Source organism: Paenarthrobacter sp. 22069 (genome assembly GCF_052046035.1).
Taxonomy (GTDB): domain Bacteria; phylum Actinomycetota; class Actinomycetes; order Actinomycetales; family Micrococcaceae; genus Arthrobacter.
The window spans coordinates 75,883-94,934 of sequence record NZ_JBQEQF010000016.1 but is presented as its reverse complement, the minus strand read 5'-3'; the positions used below and the strand labels follow the sequence as shown (position 1 = coordinate 94,934).

The 19,052-nt window shown below is 65.9% G+C and carries 20 protein-coding genes; 10 read left to right on the top strand and 10 right to left on the bottom strand.

Features of this window, described 5'->3' with window-relative positions:
* Positions 1 to 223 precede the first annotated feature (223 nt).
* Both ACTJK0_RS14430 and ACTJK0_RS14425 read right to left on the bottom strand, forming a co-directional pair.
* Entirely contained in the window at positions 224 to 934 is a 711-nt protein-coding gene (locus ACTJK0_RS14430; protein ID WP_440745622.1) for a hypothetical protein, read from the bottom strand.
* 81 nt (positions 935 to 1,015) lie between these two features.
* Positions 1,016 to 1,783, bottom strand: coding sequence for a DUF6994 family protein (locus ACTJK0_RS14425; protein WP_440745621.1), 768 nt, complete (start codon positions 1,781 to 1,783; stop codon positions 1,016 to 1,018).
* A 234-nt stretch (positions 1,784 to 2,017) separates the two neighbouring features.
* Here ACTJK0_RS14425 and ACTJK0_RS14420 point away from each other — a divergent pair, with 234 nt between their 5' ends.
* The gene (locus tag ACTJK0_RS14420; protein ID WP_440745620.1) at positions 2,018 to 2,434 is read left to right on the top strand and encodes an SRPBCC family protein; all 417 of its coding nucleotides are present in this window, start codon (positions 2,018 to 2,020) and stop codon (positions 2,432 to 2,434) included.
* Positions 2,434 to 2,862, top strand: a complete 429-nt coding sequence (locus ACTJK0_RS14415; protein WP_440745619.1) for a MarR family winged helix-turn-helix transcriptional regulator — start codon at positions 2,434 to 2,436, stop codon at positions 2,860 to 2,862. The genes ACTJK0_RS14420 and ACTJK0_RS14415 overlap by 1 nt, the downstream gene beginning before the upstream one ends.
* A 38-nt stretch (positions 2,863 to 2,900) precedes the next feature.
* Here ACTJK0_RS14415 and ACTJK0_RS14410 read toward each other — a convergent pair whose 3' ends face one another.
* From ACTJK0_RS14410 to ACTJK0_RS14380, 7 genes are read right to left on the bottom strand one after another with little or no spacing between them, the layout of a single operon-like run.
* The gene (locus ACTJK0_RS14410; RefSeq protein WP_440745618.1) at positions 2,901 to 4,004 is read right to left on the bottom strand and encodes an oxidoreductase; all 1,104 of its coding nucleotides are present in this window, start codon (positions 4,002 to 4,004) and stop codon (positions 2,901 to 2,903) included.
* On the bottom strand, positions 4,001 to 4,339 hold the full coding sequence (locus ACTJK0_RS14405; RefSeq protein WP_440745617.1) for a hypothetical protein: 339 nt from the start codon (positions 4,337 to 4,339) through the stop codon (positions 4,001 to 4,003). Before ACTJK0_RS14405 ends, ACTJK0_RS14410 begins: the two co-directional genes overlap by 4 nt.
* Positions 4,340 to 4,380: 41 nt before the next feature.
* Complete coding sequence (locus ACTJK0_RS14400) at positions 4,381 to 5,115, bottom strand: SDR family NAD(P)-dependent oxidoreductase (protein WP_440745616.1); 735 nt, start codon at positions 5,113 to 5,115, stop codon at positions 4,381 to 4,383.
* A 20-nt stretch (positions 5,116 to 5,135) separates the two neighbouring features.
* On the bottom strand, positions 5,136 to 5,903 hold the full coding sequence (locus tag ACTJK0_RS14395; protein WP_141180938.1) for an SDR family NAD(P)-dependent oxidoreductase: 768 nt from the start codon (positions 5,901 to 5,903) through the stop codon (positions 5,136 to 5,138).
* Positions 5,890 to 7,281, bottom strand: coding sequence for an MFS transporter (locus ACTJK0_RS14390; RefSeq protein ID WP_440745615.1), 1,392 nt, complete (start codon positions 7,279 to 7,281; stop codon positions 5,890 to 5,892). Before ACTJK0_RS14390 ends, ACTJK0_RS14395 begins: the two co-directional genes overlap by 14 nt.
* Positions 7,278 to 8,168, bottom strand: coding sequence for a polysaccharide deacetylase family protein (locus ACTJK0_RS14385; RefSeq protein ID WP_440745614.1), 891 nt, complete (start codon positions 8,166 to 8,168; stop codon positions 7,278 to 7,280). The genes ACTJK0_RS14390 and ACTJK0_RS14385 overlap by 4 nt, the downstream gene beginning before the upstream one ends.
* Before the next feature lie 43 nt (positions 8,169 to 8,211).
* A complete protein-coding gene (locus tag ACTJK0_RS14380; RefSeq protein WP_141180935.1) occupies positions 8,212 to 9,228 on the bottom strand; it encodes an asparaginase in 1,017 nt (338 codons plus the stop codon).
* Between the two features lie 267 nt (positions 9,229 to 9,495).
* On the opposite strand from ACTJK0_RS14380, the gene ACTJK0_RS14375 reads away from it, so the two are divergent.
* Positions 9,496 to 10,551, top strand: coding sequence for a LacI family DNA-binding transcriptional regulator (locus ACTJK0_RS14375; RefSeq protein WP_440745613.1), 1,056 nt, complete (start codon positions 9,496 to 9,498; stop codon positions 10,549 to 10,551).
* On the opposite strand, the gene ACTJK0_RS14370 is transcribed toward ACTJK0_RS14375, so the two are convergent.
* Complete coding sequence (locus ACTJK0_RS14370) at positions 10,548 to 11,993, bottom strand: PucR family transcriptional regulator (RefSeq protein ID WP_440745612.1); 1,446 nt, start codon at positions 11,991 to 11,993, stop codon at positions 10,548 to 10,550. The two genes, ACTJK0_RS14375 and ACTJK0_RS14370, sit on opposite strands and share 4 nt — an antisense overlap.
* A 99-nt stretch (positions 11,994 to 12,092) precedes the next feature.
* Between ACTJK0_RS14370 and pxpA the strand changes: the two genes are divergently transcribed.
* From pxpA to ACTJK0_RS14335, 7 genes are all read left to right on the top strand, one after another.
* A complete protein-coding gene (pxpA, locus tag ACTJK0_RS14365; RefSeq protein WP_141180932.1) occupies positions 12,093 to 12,857 on the top strand; it encodes a 5-oxoprolinase subunit PxpA in 765 nt (254 codons plus the stop codon).
* Positions 12,858 to 12,870: 13 nt separating this feature from the next.
* The gene (locus ACTJK0_RS14360) at positions 12,871 to 13,110 is read left to right on the top strand and encodes an acetyl-CoA carboxylase (protein WP_018770516.1); all 240 of its coding nucleotides are present in this window, start codon (positions 12,871 to 12,873) and stop codon (positions 13,108 to 13,110) included.
* Between the two features lie 9 nt (positions 13,111 to 13,119).
* Positions 13,120 to 14,469 carry an acetyl-CoA carboxylase biotin carboxylase subunit gene (locus tag ACTJK0_RS14355; protein ID WP_440745611.1) on the top strand — a complete coding sequence of 450 codons (1,350 nt, stop codon included), beginning with the start codon at positions 13,120 to 13,122 and terminating at the stop codon, positions 14,467 to 14,469.
* Positions 14,466 to 15,371: a 5-oxoprolinase subunit B family protein gene (locus ACTJK0_RS14350; protein WP_141180930.1), complete on the top strand. Its 906-nt coding sequence runs from the start codon at positions 14,466 to 14,468 to the stop codon at positions 15,369 to 15,371. The genes ACTJK0_RS14355 and ACTJK0_RS14350 overlap by 4 nt, the downstream gene beginning before the upstream one ends.
* Entirely contained in the window at positions 15,361 to 16,347 is a 987-nt protein-coding gene (locus ACTJK0_RS14345; RefSeq protein WP_440745610.1) for a biotin-dependent carboxyltransferase family protein, read from the top strand. The genes ACTJK0_RS14350 and ACTJK0_RS14345 overlap by 11 nt, the downstream gene beginning before the upstream one ends.
* A 306-nt stretch (positions 16,348 to 16,653) precedes the next feature.
* Positions 16,654 to 17,940: a hypothetical protein gene (locus ACTJK0_RS14340; RefSeq protein WP_440745609.1), complete on the top strand. Its 1,287-nt coding sequence runs from the start codon at positions 16,654 to 16,656 to the stop codon at positions 17,938 to 17,940.
* Positions 17,941 to 18,059: 119 nt separating this feature from the next.
* Positions 18,060 to 18,989, top strand: a complete 930-nt coding sequence (locus tag ACTJK0_RS14335) for an NADP-dependent oxidoreductase (protein ID WP_440745608.1) — start codon at positions 18,060 to 18,062, stop codon at positions 18,987 to 18,989.
* Positions 18,990 to 19,052 lie beyond the last annotated feature (63 nt).

Below are 19,052 nucleotides of genomic sequence, written 5' to 3'. Positions count from 1 at the left end.
GTCCAGACCGTGCGCCGGCAACAAACTCGGGCTTGGTCGATGGGGCGCTGAAGCCCAGAACCTACTGTCAGGGTACAGGAGTACCGTGGCCGGCAGCCGCTGGCCTGCTCACTCTTTCGAAGCTTGCGAGTACAGGCGCTGGCCCTGGTACGCCAGGGACATGGCCTCCATTGAGCTCGCCGACACATTACGGATGGCCAGCGGGCAGGTCCCTTTCAAGCAATCAGGCATGCCAAGCTATTGCGTTTTGAACAAAGGCGGCCATGCGCTGGACTGAAGCATCGCCAGATGGATGCCCAGCTGAGTACGTGGCAGCCGCTTCACGTACGCAACCGTCCAGTTCCGGCCAGGATATCCAGCAGAAGACCTCCGTGATGCGTTCCAAAAGTTCGGACTCAGGCGGCAGGGATGGGTCGTCGACACGTTCCAACACAGGGCCGAGGAAGCGGCTCACAGCTTCGGCTATCTCGAGTTGGCCATTGCCTTTGACCCGAACCGGCGGAGCGACACCCAAGAGCAAGAGTGCAGGAGCAGCGGACCCGGCCTTCGACATTAGGGTAATGTATTCACGAGCCAATTGTTCGGGCTGAAAACTGCCGTACCTGATGCGTTTGGCCTCAACCAATGTATACGTGCTTGGAGTCTCAAAGATTGCGTCGGGCTGGACTACCAATCGGGCCCTGCCTCCATCCGGACCGAGATTGAAGTCGCCAGGAAGAAAGTGCATCTGCAGTTCCTCAGCCTCTCCTGCAAGCGTGTTGCGCGCGTTATCGGCACCGTGGGCAGTCCTTAAGATGTTCCCTAAGAAATGGGTTCGGGGCAGGAAATCGAGGCCCACCAGAACTTCTGCGGTCAGGACATTCTCGCGGCCCTGGCCGCCGGCTCTGTAGTCACGGGCTTTCTCCCATGAGATTTCCTCCAGGAGCTTTCCCACGATTGAACTGGACGCGGAAGCGGGTGAAGTCTCCAAAAGCTCTCCTCTGACGTGTAAGCGACATTGTTTGAAGTAACCCGGCTACTCGCGAACCTCAATCTCGGGGTGGTGCTGGGTGACCCACTTAGCCATCCGACGCTGCCGCCCTGAAATGAAGCCCAGGGTGGCCTCCCTATATGTCACATACTCTTCGATTGTGGACGGTGTTCCTGGACGGTCGAAGTTCGTGAATGGCAGGAAGAAACGAACCTCGTTGTAGTCGGGTGCCACAAGGTCTTGGAGGTGGAAGAACTCCACGAACTCTCCGAACCCTTCGAAGAGCGCGAAGAAGTCCCCATAAGCATTGATGACGTCGGCGAGTGGGCTCTCCGCCTCTCCCGCGTAATGACGCCGGATGCACTCAAGGGTAAGGTCCATGCGGTCAGCGATCAGTCGGCCGGACCGCCCGAAACCTCGTGCCGTGTTCATGGTAGGCCGGTCCTTGGACCTGACGGGCCAAATCATCGCGCTGCCGATGGTGTAGGGCTGGTCCAGGTAGCGGGACCGTTGTTCCTCGTTGAGCGAGGCAATAGCGTTGGCCAGAGGTTCGGGACGTGACCAGCGGGTGTAGGAGTTGGTGATGGCATCACTGCCGTACCAGTGCCGGTCGCCGGAATCGTCGATGAATATCAGGTAGCCGTCCCGACGGCGCGATGGGGGTACCGGGGCGAAAAGGACGCCGGAATTAAGCTTCTTGGTCCACAGCAACTCATGGTCCTGACGGAGCTTCCGGCTGTCCCGGTCCGCGTCGGGTCGCGTCCTGGCAGGCTTGTCGGACTTGTAGTCATATGTGGTGTCGAAGACGCGCATGCTCGGAGTGTATGCGCAAGGGCATGGCGGAATCCCCAGTGTTCCCACAAGATTTCAGCAGCAATTCGTCCAAACACTGCTAAGCGCTGTCCAGAGGGGGCGGCACAACTGTACCCCCGCACAGGTGGGTCACACGCAAGGGCAACGCTTCCGAATTCCCTGGCTTCCCCTCTGGACAAGAAATAGTCCGTGCATAGATAATCTTTATATAGATCATCTTCGGAGGAGGCCACCATGTGGGAATACGAGCACAGCATCGAAACCAACGCCACGCCAGAAGCCATCTGGCGCCTCTGGTCCGACGTCGAAAACTGGGGCGCCTGGAACAGCGAGATCGAGAAGATCGAGATCAACGGCCCCTTCGAGGCCGGAACCCAGATCCTGATGACGCCTCCGGGGGACGATCCGATCCCCCTGGTCATCGCCGAGGCAGTCGAAAACGAACGCTTCGTGGACGAGGCCCGCTTCGGCGGCCTTCTCCTGCGCACCACCCACCGCATCGATCCCGCCGGTCAGGGCCGGATCCGCGTGGTGTACCGGATGGAGATCACCGGCGACGGCGCCGACGAAGCCGGCCCGCAGATTGGGCCCGGTATCACCGCGGACTGGCCGGAAACCATGGCCGCGCTGGTCAAGATGGCGGGCGGCTGATGCCGCTCAATCCCGGCGAGAGCCCCGGCTTCCTGCTCTGGCACGCCACCCTGCGCTGGCAGCGGGACATCGCCGCAGCTCTCACCCCGCTCGATCTCACCCATGTGCAGTTCGTGCTGCTCGCCTGCGCCTGGTGGCTCAACAATCAGGGCGAGCACCCGAACCAGCTGGCCCTGGCACGGCAGGCCGGCACCGACGTCAAGATGGCTTCCCAGGTCCTTCGCGCCCTGGAAGCGAAGGGACTCATCGAACGGGAAGTCGACCCCGCCGACACCCGGGCCAAACGGCTGCGCGTGACCAGCAGCGGAGCCGAGCTGGCGCCGCGGGCCATCGCCGCCGTCGAACTCGCCGACGCCAGGTTCTTCGAGCCGGTGCCCGTGGACGACGCCGTATCGCTGCTCCGCCGCCTGGCCCGGCCCGCGGGGTGAGAGGCGTGNTGGGCGTCACACGGCCCATTGTTGGGGACTTATGCCGGGTCCTCCAGCTCCCAGTCCTTGACGTCCGCCAAAGGAGCGAACACGGCGGGGTCGAGGTCCCCGAACTCCAGGTTGTTGCGGACAAGGTGCGGCCAGTTCCGGTTGGCCAGCGCTCCCTTGCCCAGCGCCACAACATCCGCCGAGCCGTCCACCAGCATGGACACTGCGGTATCAGGATCATCGAGCTTGCCGTTGGCGATCACAGGAAGGCCCGAGTACCTCTTTGCCAGCGCAGCCAGGGTCTCCCCGGCATCCGCGAACGCGGGCTCGGTGGCGCGGTATTCGGTGGTGTGGACAAAATCAATCCCCGTCCCACCCAGGGTGGCGAAAATGACCTCGGCTTCCTCCACTCCCCCGCTCCACTTGTGCTCGGTGTCGCTGACCTTGGACTGGGAAATGCGGATACCAACGGTCATGTCCGGGCCAACGGCCTCGCGGACGTCCCGGCAGATTTCAGCGGCGAAACGCACCCTGTTCTCCGGGGACCCGCCGTAGTGGTCATCGCGCTGGTTCAGGTAGTCGGTGAGGAACTGGTCCAGCAGGTACCCGTTGGCACCATGGATCTCCACGCCGTCGAACCCCGCCTGCTGCGCATGCAGCGCGGCCGTGACGAACCCGTCCCGAACGTCCTTCATCTGGGACAGGGTGATCGCGGAGGGAACAGGGTAGGGACCTTCACCGCGGTAAAACCCCAGCTGCGCCCCTTTGGGTGCCACCGCCGATGGCCCCACGGAGGAGGCCACAAACCTGTTCCCCTGGCTCTGGGAACCCGCGTGCATCAGCTGGGCGAAGATCTTTGCACCCTCCGCATGGACGCCGTCGACAACCGTGGCCCAGGACCGAGCCTGCTCCTCCGTCGCAATGCCGGGCTGGTGATGGTAGCCCTGGCTGTGGGCGGTGTCCGGGTAGATGCCTTCCGTGATCAGCAGGCCGAAGCCCCCACGTGCAAAGGTCCGGTAGTAGGACGCCATTCTGTCTGTGGCATGCCCGTCCTCGGTGGCGCTGATCCGCGTCATGGGAGCCAGGGCCACCCGGTTGTCCAGCTCGGTGGCACCGATCCGGATGGGTGACCAGAGCGGGGAGTAATCAGTCATGCAAAATCTCCTTGGTAGGGTTCGGCGTCCGGCAGAAGAACAGCTGCCCGCGCAGGCAGGCCCGCGTTGGCCGGATCCGCTGCGTACGCCAGCCGGCGGCCGTTCAGACGGTCCACCACGGACGCGTCCGGGAAGCAGCCGAGCACCGCGGACCACAGTTCGTCGAGGGTCTGGCACCGCGCGGAGGCTCCGGCGGCCCCGGTCATCAGCCACCCGTCTTTGAGGGCGTTCACTTTCGGAGCACCGGGGAGGCCGGCGCAGACGGCATTGACCGTGGCCGCCACGATCAGGTGTTGCCGCATGGTCCGCACCGGGCCCAGGGTGGGGTCCGCCACGGTGGTCCTTCCGCAGGCGCCGCACATGTCGCTCCCTTTCCTTAAGGCATCACATCGCCGGAGTTGGGCCCCAGCGTCTGTCCCACAAACAGGTTTCCACCCGGATCGCTGGCCAGCAGGAGAGCCGCGGGAGCCACCTCCGCGGGCGTCCCGAAACGCCCCAGCGGAAGCTCGGCACGCTTCGCAGCCTTCCAGCTTTCCGAGATGCCCTCCACGAGCGGCGTCTCGATGGGCCCCGGGGCGATGCAGTTGACCAGCACATTGTCCGGCGCCGTTTCCAGGGCAAGCGCTTTGGAAAGGCCGACGACGCCGGCCTTGGCGGCACTGTAATGGGTCAGCCCCACGCCGCCCTTGATGGCCAGCTGGGAGGCGATGTTGATGATGCGGCCCCACTTGCGTTGCCGCATCTCCCCCACCACCTCCCGGCAGCACAGGAACACACCGGTCAGGTCCACCGTGAGGGTCTCGTTCCACATGGCCAGGGACATGTCCTCCAGCGGAGACTCCGTCAGCAGGCCCGCGCTGTTGACCAGGACGTCGATGCCGCCCAGCGCCTCCCGGGCCTCGGCGAAGGCCGCGCGCACGCTGGTTTCGTCGGCCACGTCCACGCGGATTGCGCCGTCCCCTCCGGCCCGGTCCAGCACGGCAACACGGTCGCCGTTGGCCAGGAAGGCCTCGGCGATGGCTTTGCCGATTCCGCTGGAACCGCCGGTGACCACCACCCCGCGTCCGTTTGAGGCTTGGGCGTTCCCGGAAACATGGGTCGATGTGTTCATGGTGTCCTTTCCTTGGGCTGTCAGGCGCGCATCTTCACGGTGAGGCCGCCGTCAACCACCAGCGCCTGCCCCGTGATGTAGCGGGAATCGTCGGAGGTGAGGAAGCCGATGACGCTGGCCACTTCCTCCGGTGTGCCCACCCGGCCCCAGGGGATGTCGTTCCCGGCCCGTTTCAGGCCCTCCGGTCCCAGCGAGTTCACCGGGTCGAGGGACTGCGGGGTTTCGATGAGGCCGGGGATGACGGCGTTGGCGCGGATCTGCCGCGGCCCGAGCTCAACGGCCACGCTGCGGACCAGGCCCAGCACGCCAGCCTTGGCGGCTGCATAGTGGGCGTGTTCCTCCCAGCCGTACACCCCGCCGGCGATGGACGAGACCGCAACCAGTGCGCCGCCGTCGGTCATTCTCTCCGCGCCCGCACGCAGCGTGCGCAGCACGCCGGTAAGGTCCACGTTGAGCATGTCGTGCCAGCGCTCGTCCGTCATCTCCCCCAGCGGGGAGTTCCGGAGGATGCCGGCGTTGGCGATGGCGTAGTCCAGCCGGCCGTACTCGTCCACGGCCCGCTGGGCCAGGGCATCCACGGAGGCGGTGGTGCGGACATCCACTTCGTGGATGACCGCCTCGCCGTTGGCCTCCTTGACCAGCCGGAGGGTCTCCTCCGGATCGTGGGGGTCGCCCGGGAAGGTGCCGATGACGGACACCACCCCCTGGCGGGCGTAGTGCACGGCGAGGGCACGGCCGATGCCGCTGGCGGCACCGGTGATGATGGCGGCTTTGCTAGGCGACGTCATGGGGGTGGTCCTCCATCAGGGCTTCAGCAGGGGGCTTGGCGGCGATCATCAGGAGTCCGGACACCAGGGTGCCCAGGGCACCCACCCAAAGGGCTGCGGTACCGGTGCCGGCGCCGGCAGCAATGGCCGTGAAGATGGCGCCGCCGAGGATGGTTCCGGGCTGGCTCATGGCGCCGATGAAGGCGGTTCCGGTGGCCCGGCAGCTGACCGGGTAGCACTCGGCCATGAAGTACTGGATGGCGGCGTACGGCCCCACCAGGAAGAACAGTCCGGCGCCGTAGGTCAGGATGATCATGAACGGGCTGGTGGCGATGGGGCTGAGCATGATGGAGAAGGAAATACCGGAGAGGATCCAGCCGCCGATGATGGTCCGCTTCCGGCCGATCTTGTCACCGAGCCAGCCGTGGAAGACGTAGCCGAAGTATGCCAGCAGGTTGATGACGATCAGCATCCAGAAGGCGTCCGAGAGTTCCACGCCCTTCGCGTTCTTGAGCACGGAGCTGCCCAGGACGCTGAAGATGGTGATGCCGAAGAAGTTCACAATCCAGGCGAGCGAGAACACAAAGGTGTTCCGGCGCAGGTGCGGCTCCCAGATGCGCTTCAGCGGGGCTGCCGAGGAATGCTCGACGCCGTACGCGTGGGCCAGGGAGTGCGCATCCGCCGTCTTGCCGCTCTTTTCGAGCTCGGTCAGCTTGTGGTGCAGTTCGAACTGGGGCGTTTCCTTGAGCTTGCGGGCGATGACCCAGACGATGACGGCGGCCGGGATGGTGGCCATCAGGTACAGGGCACGCCAGCCCAGGGAGGGCAGGAAGGCCAGGGCCAGGGCGCTTGCCAGCAGGAAGCCGAGCGGCCAGCCGCCCTGAATGAAGGAGTAGTGGAAGCCCGGGCGCTTGCGCTTGTCCGCGACTTCGGTGACCTGGTAGACCTCGTTCATGTAGGTGGCGTTCACGGCCTGCTCGGAGAATCCGAGGCCGCCGAAGGAACGGACCACCACCAGCATGGCGTTGCTGAGGAACGGGATCCCCGTGGGAATCAGTGCCGTGAGGCCGGAGACGACGGCGGTCCCGCCGATGGTGGTCATCATGCCTTTGCGGCGGCCCAGGCGGTCAATGACGGGCCCGATGCCGAAGCAGACGATGGCGGTGCCCACGGCGATCCAGGTGTTGATGGCGTATGCTTCGGGCGCAGACCAGCCGAATTCCTGCTGCATGGCCGGCAGCAGGGTGCCGAACAGGCCGTAGTCGAAGACGGCTACGGTCCAGGCCAGCAGGGCAAGGACAGTGGCGGTGGTGGTGTGGCGCTTGGAAAAGACCGGGAAGCGGCGCTTCTCGTCCGGGCGGGGCTGCGACAGGTCGACAGCCGGTTCTTGGATGGTCATGACTTGTTGTCCTTACGGGGGCTGCGGGAAAGGAAGGAATCGGCGATCTGGTCGAAGGTGCACCAGCTGACGCCCTCGTGGGAGTTGATGTGTTCGATGAGCCGCTCGAGCATGAGGAGCACCTGAGGGCGGCCGGAGACGTCCGGGTGGATGGTCATGGTGAAGACGGCCTGGTCCATTTCGCGGTAGACCCAGTCGAACTGGTCCCTCCACATCTCTTCGATGTCGCGGGGGTTGACGAACCCGTGCGAGTTCGGCGATGCCTTGATGAACATCATCGGAGGCAGGTCATCGAGGTACCAGTTGGCCGGAATTTCCACCAGGTCCGTTTCCTGCCCGCGCTTCAACGGCTCCATCCAGGTCTGGGCGTCCTTGGTGTAGTCGATCTTCTTCCACGAGTCCCCGACCCGGACGTAGTACGGCTCGAAGTCGCGGTGCATCAGGGAGTGGTCGTATTTGATGCCGCGCTCCAGGAGGATCTCGTTGGTGACGGGAGAGAACTCCCACCACGGTGCAACGTAGCCGGTAGGCCGGCGGCCGGACACCTTTTCGATCAGTTCGATCGCGCGGTCCAGGATGGCGGTCTCCTGCTCCCGGGTCATGGCGATCGGGTTCTCGTGCGAATATCCGTGCACGCCGATCTCGTGCCCGGCGTCCACGATCATCTGGGTCAGTTCCGGGAAGGTCTCGATCGAGTGGCCCGGCACGAACCAGGTGGCCGGGAGGTTGTATTTCTGGAACAACCGGATCAGCCGGGGTCCGCCGACTTCACCGCTGAACAGGCCGCGGCTGATGTCGCACGGGGAGTCCTCTCCTCCGTAGGAGCCGAGCATGCCTGCCACTGCGTCTACGTCCACGCCGAAGGCGACTTGAATGTCCTTAGCCATGAGATTTTCCTTTCAATTCGTTCAAAACCGGGTGTTCTGGGTGTCAGGCGGAAGGTTCAGGAGGCCTCCCTCGTTGGGCAAAAATTTCGGTGATCCGGTCCCGGTCGGGATTGATCCTGAGCAGGAGGCTGAGCAGGATCAGTGACTGCGAGGGCCGGAGGTGGCCGGAGCTGATGGCACCGGCAACCCGCAGGTCCTCGCCACCGCCTCCGGCCCCGTAAATGGGCACCACCGGTCCCGCGTCCACACGGGTGCTGGTGACCACCACGGCGCCGGACGCGACGGCGGCGGCCACCTCTGCGCAGAGGCTGGCATTTGCGTTGCCGCTTCCGGTTCCCTGGAGGATGATGCCTTCCGCTCCTGCTTCAAGGGCGGCGTGCATCAGGATGGAGTCGGAGCCTGGGTAGGCGGCAACCAGGTCCACCCGCGGGGAGCCGCCGCCCGGCCGGGGCAGGGGCAGGGCCTCAAGCCTGCCGCTGCCGTCCATGGCAACTTCTCCCTGGGCTGACACTTGGCCAAGTACCCCAAAATCGGGGTTCGCAAAGGCATCCAGCCGAAGAGTCTGGCTTTTCCGCACGCCGGCGGCCGGGAAAATGGTGCCCGCAAACTGGACCATGACGCCCTTTCCCCGCCCGTCCATCGAACCGGCGACGGCGATGGCCCGCGCAAGGTTGTCCGGCCCGTCGGGAGCGTCGGAGTCGGCGGCCCGCTGCGAGCCTGTGAAGACCACCGGCCGCTCGTCGCTGTGTGTCAGGTCCGCGAGGTAGGCGGTCTCCTCCATGGTGTCCGTGCCGTGGGTGACCACCACGCCCAGGACGGTGGGGTCCTTAAGAACCTCCTGGATGGCTGCGCAGATCTTCAGCATGTCGTCGAATGTCAGGAGGTAGGACCCCTTTTGGAACACGTCCAGCACCCGGACGGGGTGGGAAACCCGCGAGCCGAGGGCTTTGAACACCTGCTCGCCGGTATCGGAGGCGACGGCGCCTCCGGCCTGGGAGGAACGCGACGAGATGGTGCCTCCAGTGGCCAGCAGCACGACATGGGAGTCGGTAACAGTCATTTCAGCTCCGGTGGTTTGCTGCGCGGCCCGCAACCCAATCGATTGGGTGACGCTCCGCGGAAAAAGGGAAAACGCGCTGAAAACGGGGCGGCACCCAGGGGTGGGGGCGCCGGGGGAAGTTGTTGGGGGTGGTCTACCCAAACGTTTGGGTAGCGCTGATGAACGACTATAGGATGTGAAGCGGGTCACGTCAAGGGTTGCCTTGGCGGCCTTCCGGGCAGCCCGGGCATACCTGGGCTACAGTGGCCACGGGGGCAGGAGAGGGACATGAAAGAAAAGGCCGACGGCGGCGGAACGGTCACGCTGAAGGATTTGGCCAGGGAGTTGGGCGTCCATCCGTCCACGGTCTCCAGGGTCCTGCATTCCGGTTCCGACGTGGCGAAAGGAGCGGCCTCGGCCGCCACCGCCGAGCGTGTCCGGGAACTGGCCCGCAAGCGCGGCTACTCCCCTGACCCGCAGGCCGCCAGCCTCCGCACGCGGCGCACCAAACTGTTGGGCGTCATCGTCCCCCGGCTTTCGGACCTGGTCCTGGCCATCATGTACGAGGGCATCGACGAGGCCTCAGCCGAGGTGGGGTACTCCGCCTTCGTGATGAACTCCCGCGACGACCCCTACGAACAACGGCGGAAGATCGACCTCATGCTGGCGCGCCGGGTGGACGGCCTCATTATTGGTGACGCCCACCTTGACGGCGGCCTCCTGCAGGAACTGACCGACCGGAAGGTCCCCTTCGTGCTGATGAACCGCCGGGTGACGGGCTACCCGTCTGCCACCTGCGACGACGTCGTGGGCGGCGAACTCGTGGCCGGCCACCTGTGGGAAATGGGCCATCGGCAGGTGGCGGTCATTGCCGGCGAGCCCTACGCAAGCACCGCCGTCGACCGCACCGCAGGCTTCCTGGACCGCTGGCGGTCGCTGGGCGGCACCATTTCCGACGACGACGTGGTGTGGTCCAGATTCGATACCGCCGGGGGACGGGAGGCCGGGGAGAAAATTCTCGCCGGCGGCAGGCCGCGCCCCACCGCAATCTTCGCGGTCAACGATTTCGCCGCCATTGGAGCGATGGGGGCCCTGCGCGCCCGCGGCCTTACCGTGGGACAGGACGTGGCGGTGGTGGGGTACAACGACACCTCCCTGGCCGCCGAACTTCCCATTCCGCTGACCTCGGTCCACTCCCCCATGGCGGACATTGGACGGACGGCGGTGCAGCTGATCCAGGCGGTGCTCAGGGGCGAGAAACCCGAACCCGTACAGCTGGAACCCACCCTGTTCGTCCGCGAAAGCAGCGCCGCCAGGGCGGCCGCCGAGATGGCCGCCACCTAGGTTCCGGCGGCGACGATCCGCAGCGCCAGCAGGCAGGTGGCCCGCACTTCGCCGTCATCCAGGTCAACCCGGAGAAGCTCCTCAATCTTGCGCAACCTGTACGTCAGGGTGTTGCGGTGGATGAAGAGCTCGCTGCAGGTTTCACGGGTATTCCCGCTGTACCGCAGGTACGCCTCAAGTGTTTCGCGCAAGGCCGTGCCGCCGTCGGACATCAACGGGGCCAGGAGGCGCCTGGACATCGCCACCAGCCCGGCCCCGGGCAGGCCCTCCACCACACCGGCCAGGTCAGCGACCGGCGCCCGATGGAGCCCCGGCTCACCCATCCTGCGGCGGGCAAGCTGCAGCACCAGCGGCAGTTCGTCCAGGTTGCCGCACCCGGAGACGACGGCGGACAATTCCGGCGCGTCCTGGAAAGACTTTTGGACGGCTTCCATGAGCTCCATCCCCGCTTCCCCGCGCTGCACCAGGACCGTGGTGAGGCCGGCTTCCTCCATGAACCGCACCGTCCCGAATTCGGCCTGCAGACCCACCCGGACCCGCCAGGCGATGGTCCGCAGCTTGGCCGGCGCGACTTCCCCAGCGCCGCCGATCAGCACGGAGCCCCACTCCGCGTCCGGCTCGAACCCTGCCTCCGCGGCGTAGCGCCGCAGGGCCGGCGCCGGTGTCCCCCTGGCCTCGTAGAGCGCCTCGATGAACCGTGCGGCTTCCCGTGACTGCAGGGGCGACCGGGACCCGAGGGTGTAGCTCAGCTGCATGGCGATCACCGCAGCCACCGGGCCCAACAGCGGCTGCAGCACCAGGCTGCTCTTGATTCCTTCGATGGCCAGCCTGAACCGGAGAATTCCGCCGCTGGGCAGGCTCAGGGTGGTCCGTGCCGTTCCGCCCCCGGCCGTTCCCGCCGACATGAGTTCAAACCCATTGTGGTCAAGGACCGCCACGCGCGCCCGGATGGTTGTGGCCACCCGTTCCAGGACCTGCGCCAGCGAATGGCCGCCCGCCGCCAGCCTGGTGCACTCGTCCGCCAAGTCCCACCCGGCGCGCAGTTCGGCATAGCGTTCGGCGGCGATGAGCTGGTCCACGTGCCGCATCACCTGGACAAACGGCACCTCGGGAGGAAGCTCAAGCAGCGGAAGGCCATGGGCTTCGCAGGCTTTCACCAGTCCCGGCGGCAGTTCACTGTGCGCTGCGCCGAGGCCGAAAACCAGGCCCGAAACGGGAACGGACATCAGGCGCTCCACGTACGCATCCCAGATGCGGTAGTCCCTGACGTTCAGGCCCATCCCGTTAGTGAGCAGCAGTGCGTTGACGCTGAGGAACGGCGTGGGGTCCATGTGCTCCGTGGGGGCACACCATGCAATGGGCCGGGCCAGGCGTCCAGGGCTGCCCTGCACGGCAAGTCGGATGTTCAGCGCAGCATCCGCCACGAGATCGGCAACACGCACGGCAAGCCTCCTTGTTAGTGCAAAAAGCATAATCCGGGTGGCCACATTCGGCGATCCGCCCAATTCCTGCAGGCTCGCCGCCTCTGTACCGTTGCCTGCATGCAAAAAAACGTGACGGAAACCACGCCTGCCCAGGTGCTGCTGAATTCGGACATGGGTGAAGGCTTCGGCCTGCACGAGTTCGGCAACGACGCCGCACTCATGGAAATCATCGACGTCGCCAACGTCGCCTGCGGCTACCACGCCGGGGACCCGGACGTCATGAACCGGACGGTGGCCCTTGCCGCCGAACACGGCGTGGCCGTGGGCGCCCATCCCGGGCTCCCCGATCCCATGGGGTTCGGCCGCCGCCGCATGGTGCTCACGCCGGAGGAGGTCGAGTCGATCATCCTGTACCAGACCGGGGCACTGACCGCCTTCCTGGCCAAGAACGGGCTGTCCCTGAACCACATCAAACCCCACGGCGCGCTCTATGGCATGCTCGCCGGAGACGAAGACCTTATGCAGGCGGCGGCCGGAACAGCCAAACAGTTCGGCGTTCCGTTCTACGGCCTGGCGGGGACCGCCCATGAATCCGTGTGCCGCGCCATGGGCGTGGACTTCGTTGCGGAACTCTATGTGGACCTCAATTACGGCCCCGGCGGCGAGCTCCTCATCCAGCGACGGCCCGCGCCCACCGACCCGGACGCCGCCGCGGAACGCGTCAGCCGGGCGGTGGCAGGCGAGCCCGTGACCGCCGTCGACGGCACGCCCCTGAACATCGCCTTCCAGAGCATCTGCGTCCACTCGGATGCACCCAACGCCGTCGCCGTGGCCTCCGCCGTGCGCAAGGCACTCGACTCATCCCGATCCGCCCACTCCTGAAAGCGAGCAGCACATGGCCACCATCGTTTCACCCCTTCCCGGAGTCTTCTACCGCAAGCCCGGCCCGGGCAAACCCCCCTTTGCCAACGAAGGCGACACCATCGAAGTCGGCCAGACCATCGGCATCGTGGAAATCATGAAGCAGTTCACCGAGATCCAGTCCGACGTCGCCGGAACCCTGGAGTCCTTTGAAGTCAACGAAGGCGACATGGTCAACCCGGGCGACTCGATCGTCGTCATCCGGGAAGGATAAAGGCAGCCCATGAAACTGTTCATCGCAAACCGCGGCGAGATCGCCGTGCGGATCGCCAGGACTGCCCGCGAGATGGGCATCGAAACCGTCCTGGGGGTCAGCGAGCCCGACGCGGAATCACTGGCAGCCCGGACAGCCGACCACTACGTGGTGGTGGGCCCGGCCCAGGCAACCGCCAGCTACCTGAACCAGGACGCCCTGGTCGCTGCGGCGCTCGAGCAGGGGTGCGACGCCGTCCACCCGGGCTACGGTTTCCTCTCGGAGAACGCCGACTTCGCCAGGAAGGTGGCAGAGGCCGGCCTCACCTGGGTGGGCCCCACCGCGGACACCATCTCCATGATGGGCAACAAATCCCTGGCCCGGGAAGCGGCAGCCAACGCCGGCGTCCCCGTGCTCAAGGGGTCTGACGGCCCCCTGGATCCGGAGGCGGACGCCGTCGGGATAGCGCGTGCGATTGGGTACCCGCTGGTGGTAAAGGCCTCCGCCGGTGGTGGCGGCCGGGGCATCCGGTTCGTGCGCGACGAAGGCGAGCTGCTGGAAACCATCGAGATGGCCAGGGGCGAGGCCGCCGCCATCTTCGGCGACCCCACCGTCTACCTGGAACGGTTCGTGGAGCATGCCCGCCATGTTGAGGTGCAGGTCCTGGGCGACGGGACCAACTTCATCCACCTCGGCGACCGAGACTGCTCCATGCAGCGCCGTTCCCAGAAGGTACTGGAGGAAGCCCCTGCACCCAACCTCCCGGACGCCGTCCGGGCCACCATCAGGGAGTCCTCCGTAGCCCTTGCCCGCCAGTGCGGGTACCACGGGGCGGGGACGGTGGAGTTCCTGTACGACCCCGGGAACCACGAGGCGGCTTTTATTGAGATGAACACCCGCATCCAGGTGGAGCACCCCATCACCGAGCAAATCACCGGCGTGGACCTGGTCCGCGAGCAGCTCCTGATTGCCTCCACCGGATCCATGTCCATCTCCCAGGACGACGTGCACTTCAGCGGCCACGCCATCGAATGCCGCATCAACGCGGAAGACCCCAGCCACCACTTCTTCCCCAGCCCCGGAACCATCCGGTCCCTGGACTGGCCATCGGGGGAGGGCATCCGCGTGGACAGCGGGGTGGAAGCAGGTTCGGTGGTGAGCCCCTACTACGACTCCCTCCTGGCAAAGCTGGCCGTCCACGCCGCGGACCGGGACGCCGCCATCGCGGCCACCTTGGCGGCGCTGGAGGCAACACACATTGAAGGGGTCAAGACCACCGTCCCCGTCCACCTGGCGCTGCTGGCGCGGCCCGAATTCGCCGAAGTCAGCCACCACTCCAAGTTCATTGAAACCGCAGCCGACCTCATGGGGGCAAAATGACCACCGAAACCGCCATCCTCCCGGGTGCGCGCTACACCTGGGGCGGGGACGAATTCCTGTTCGTGGAAGTCTCCGAAGCGATGAGCCTGCCCGCGAACTTCAAGGTCATGTCCATCGCCGGCAGGCTATCCGACGCCGGGCTCCCGGGAATCGTTGACATCTGCCCGGCCAACGCTTCCCTGCTGGTGCGGTTCGACCCCGACGTCCTGCCTCCAGAGCAGCTGGAAACTGCTGTGCGTGACATCGAGCGGGACCTGACGTCCCACCAGGAACGGGCACTGGAGACCCGGATCGTCGAGGTTCCGGTCTGGTACGAGGACCCCTTCACCGCGGAAGTGGCCCAGCGGTTCCGTGAAGGCTTCCACCAGGAGCCTGAAGGCAGCGACATTGATTACGCGGCCAAGGTCAACCACCTCAAGGATGCCGCGGAGTTCATCCAGCGGCACCACGAACAGCCGTGGCTGGTGTCCATGGTGGGCTTCGTGGCCGGGCTGCCGTTCCTGTTCCAGCTGGTGGACCGCGAGAAGCAGCTGGAGGTGCCCAAGTACCTGAGCCCGCGGACCGACACCCCCAAGCTGACCGTGGGGCACGGCGGATGCTTCGGCTGCATCTATTCCGTCCGGGGCGCCGGCGGGTACCAGATGTTCGGCGTCGCCGCCGCCCCCATCTTCGACCCCGGCCAGGCCTTGGCGGATTTCAAGGACTTCATGGTGTTCTTCCGCCCCGGGGACATCGTGAAGTTCAAACCGGTCACGGAGGCGGAATACAACACCATCCAGGCGGAGATCTCCGCCGGCACCTTCCGCTACCGCCAGGCACCGGTGACGTTCGACCTGTCCAGGGCGCTGGCCGACCCGGAAGGCTACAACCGTGAACTCATGGAGGCCCTCAATGGCATTTGAAATCGGAAACCCGGGCCTGGCCACCACGGTCCAGGACCAGGGGCGCACGGGCCACTACAACGTGGGCATACCGCAAAGCGGTTCCATGGACCAGTACTCCGCCGAACTGGGAAACGCCCTGGTGGGAAACTCGGCACGGGAAGCGGTCCTGGAGTGCACCTACCTGGGCCCGGTGCTGACCACCGACAGCGACGCCGTCATCGCCGTCACCGGCGCTCCTGTGGAGGTGAAGGTCAACGGGGAGCCGCGGCCACAGTGGAGCCGCCTGCTGCTGAAGGCCGGGGACCAGCTTTCCTTCGGCGTGATCCAGGGCGGCACCCGCTACTACATCGCCGTCCAGGGCGGCATCGACGTCCCGGAGGTGCTGGGCAGCCGGTCCACGTACAGCCTGGGCGGGATCGGCGGGTTCAAGGGCCGCAAGCTCGAGGCGGGCGACGTTGTCCCCGTCGGCGCTCCCCTCAACGGCGGAAGCCTCCCCCAGGCCGAAAGCGTCCCGGATGAATACCGGCCTGCTTTCGCCAAGGAGCAGGAAGTCCGGATCGTGCTGGGGTTGTACGACCACCGCCTGACGGACGAAGGCCTGGGCAATCTCCTCCACGAGGAGTGGAAGGTGACTCCCGTGGCCGACCGGATGGGTCTTCGCTACTCCGGACCCGGCGTGGAATGGAAGGAGCGCGAACAGCCGTTCGGCGCCGGCTCGGACCCTTCCAACATCGTGGACGCGGGGTATGCCGTGGGATCCATCCAGATTCCCGGCGGCACCCAGCCGATCATCCTGCACCGCGATGCCGTCTCCGGCGGCGGCTACGCGATGGTGGGCACCGTGATCAGCGCCGACATGGACCTGGTTGCACGGGCTGCGCCCGGAACGGCGACCCGGTTTGCCGCCGTCAGCTTGGATGATGCCCTTGCTGCCCGCCGGGACCTTGCCGAACGCCGGAACAAGGCCTGGGCGGCCCTGGGCGCCAACCGCTGACGGACAGCGGCGGGCCCNCCCAGGGCCCGCCGCTCCTGGCTATGTGGAGCTGGGCAGCCGGGCTCCGCCGTCGGACGCCAGACGTTCCAGGAGTGGCTCGACGCCATCGACGCCGCGTAAAAGCCGGCGCTCCCAGTCCTGGTAGGGGTTTCCGGGCATCCACCGCCGCCTACCTAAAGCACTCCCCTTTTGGCTCCCCTTCCTGCCACCGCGGCCATCCGGGGCGTGGCCTGCGGACGTATGGTGATCCCGCCGGCAGGTGATGCAACGGCCCCGGCGTTACTGACGTAACCCAAGGGGACTGTTATGCGCCTGCTCCGCCTCCTCATCGCCCTCCTCCTCGCGGCGTCCGTTGCGCTCGCGCTCCCGCTCCCAGCCCAGGCTGCCGACGTCGGAATCCCTGGCCCTTCTTTTGCGGCCGACGGCGTAAGAACGCCAACGGCTGACAAGGCCCAGAGCAAGCTCTGGTTCCAGGACGGGAGCTGGTGGGGGCTGCTGTGGAGCGAATCCGCCCATGCGACGACGATCCACCGGCTTGATGCCGCAACGCAGACGTGGCAAGGGACCGGTACAGTCGTCGACCCGCGTCAGACGGCGCGGGGAGACGCCCTGTGGGACGCAGTAGACGGCAAGCTCTATGTCGTGTCGAGCACGACGGTGCGCTCGGAGTGGAACTCGCCACCGTCCCAGCTGGCGGTGACGTCCGGGTCCGCGGAGCTGCACAGGTTCAGCTATGACGCGTTGGCCAAGACCTATTCGCAGGATGCTGGATTCCCCGTCACCCTGCACAGCGGGAGCACGGAATCGATCACGGTGGCCAAGGACTCCCTCGGCAAGCTGTGGGTCACCTACACCACTGTGTCCTCCGACAACAGCAACCGCGTCTACGTCAACCACTCAACCACCAGCGACACGGCGTGGGGCACCCCGTTCGTCCTGCCCACCGCCAACGCCCAGGTGCACTACGACGATATCTCCGCCGTCACGTCTTTCCAGGGCGACAAGATCGGCATCATGTGGAGCAACCAGCGGCCGGGACAAAAGAAGTTCTACTTTGCCGTCCATCAGGACGGGCAGCCGGAGAACTCGTGGCAAACAGAGGTGGCTTACGGCGGGGGAAAGAACTGCACCGGTGGCTGCGCCAACGATCATCTGAACCTCAGGCAACTGACCAGCGACGGCAACGGGCGCCTCTTCGCGGCGATCAAAACCGCCAACCGGAAGGTAGGCCAAACGTTGGTGGCGCTGCTGGTGCGCGATGGTAAGGGCGACTGGACCAGCGCGGAGTTCGGCGAGGTGCAGGACCTCCACACCAGGCCGATGGTCATGATCGACGAGGAGCACCGCGAAATCTGGATGTTCGCGGTGGCGCCCGAAGAGGGCGGGACCATCTATTACAAGAAGTCGCCGATCGACAACGTTTCCTTCGCGCCCGGGGCAGGCACCCCCATTATCAGCAGCGGCACCGACACGGACATCAACGACCCCACGTCAACCAAACAAAACGTCAACAGCCAGACGGGCCTGGTGGTGCTGGCGTCCTCGAGGCAAAACGCCAGATACTGGCACGCCTACGTAGATCTTGCGCAGTAGCCCGCCACCGCCTGGCCGCTTGGAACGACGGCGACAGCCGCCGTCGCCCTGCCCGTGCGATACGCCACTCCCCAGCCCCATCCGGAATAGCGAGGTGCCGCCACGCAGTTGTCGCAACCATGAAGGCAATCACTTACAGCGAATACGGAAACCCGGACGTCCTCGAATACGGCGACCAGCCGATGCCGAAGGTCGGGCCCGGAATGGTCCTGGTCAAGGTCAAGGCGGCAGCAGTTAATCCGGTGGACTGGAAGATCATGGCCGGCGGACTGGACGCGGTCATGGACCTGCAGTTCCCCGCCATCCCCGGCTGGGACGTGGCAGGCGTTGTGGAGTCCGTAGGTATCGATGCGAGGCAGTTCCAGCCCGGCGATGAGGTTATCGCCTACGGCCGCAAGGACTACGTCCACGGCGGCAGCTTCGCCGAGTACATCGCGCTGCCGGAGCGGGTCCTGGCCAGGAAGCCCGCCACGCTCGGATGGAACGAATCCGCCGGCCTGCCGCTGGCCGGGCTCACCGCCTACCAGGTGCTCAACCGGCTGGGCCTGACGGCCGGGGAAACTGTCCTGATCCACGGCGGCTCCGGCGGAGTGGGCTCCCTCGGCATCCAGATCGCAGTGGCCATGGGCGCCAGCGTCATTGCCACGGCCTCGGAGAAGAACCACGAGTTCCTCCGCTCCCTCGGCGCCGAGCCGGTTGCCTACGGCGACGGTCTCGCGGACCGCGTGCGCGCGCTGCGTCCCGACGGTGTGGAGGTCGTCGCAGACTTCGTCGGCGGCAACCTTGAGGCCACGCTGGCGGTGCTGGCCGACGGCGGCCGGCACGCCTCCATCGCCGACAGCGGCGTGGAAGAGCACGGTGGGGAGTGGATGTGGGTCACCCCCGTAGGTTCGGATTTGCAGGCTCTTGCTGACATGGCGGACCAGGGCAAGCTTCGCGTGGAAGTTGCCGAGGTCTTCCCGCTGGACAAGGCCGCCGATGCCTTCCGGTCCAACATGGACGGCCACACCCGCGGCAAAATCGTGATGGCCGTAAACCAGGATTCCTGATTCGATAACGGTTTGACGAAGGCTCCGCCCCGTGGGGACGGAGCCTTCGGCGTCGGAACAGCA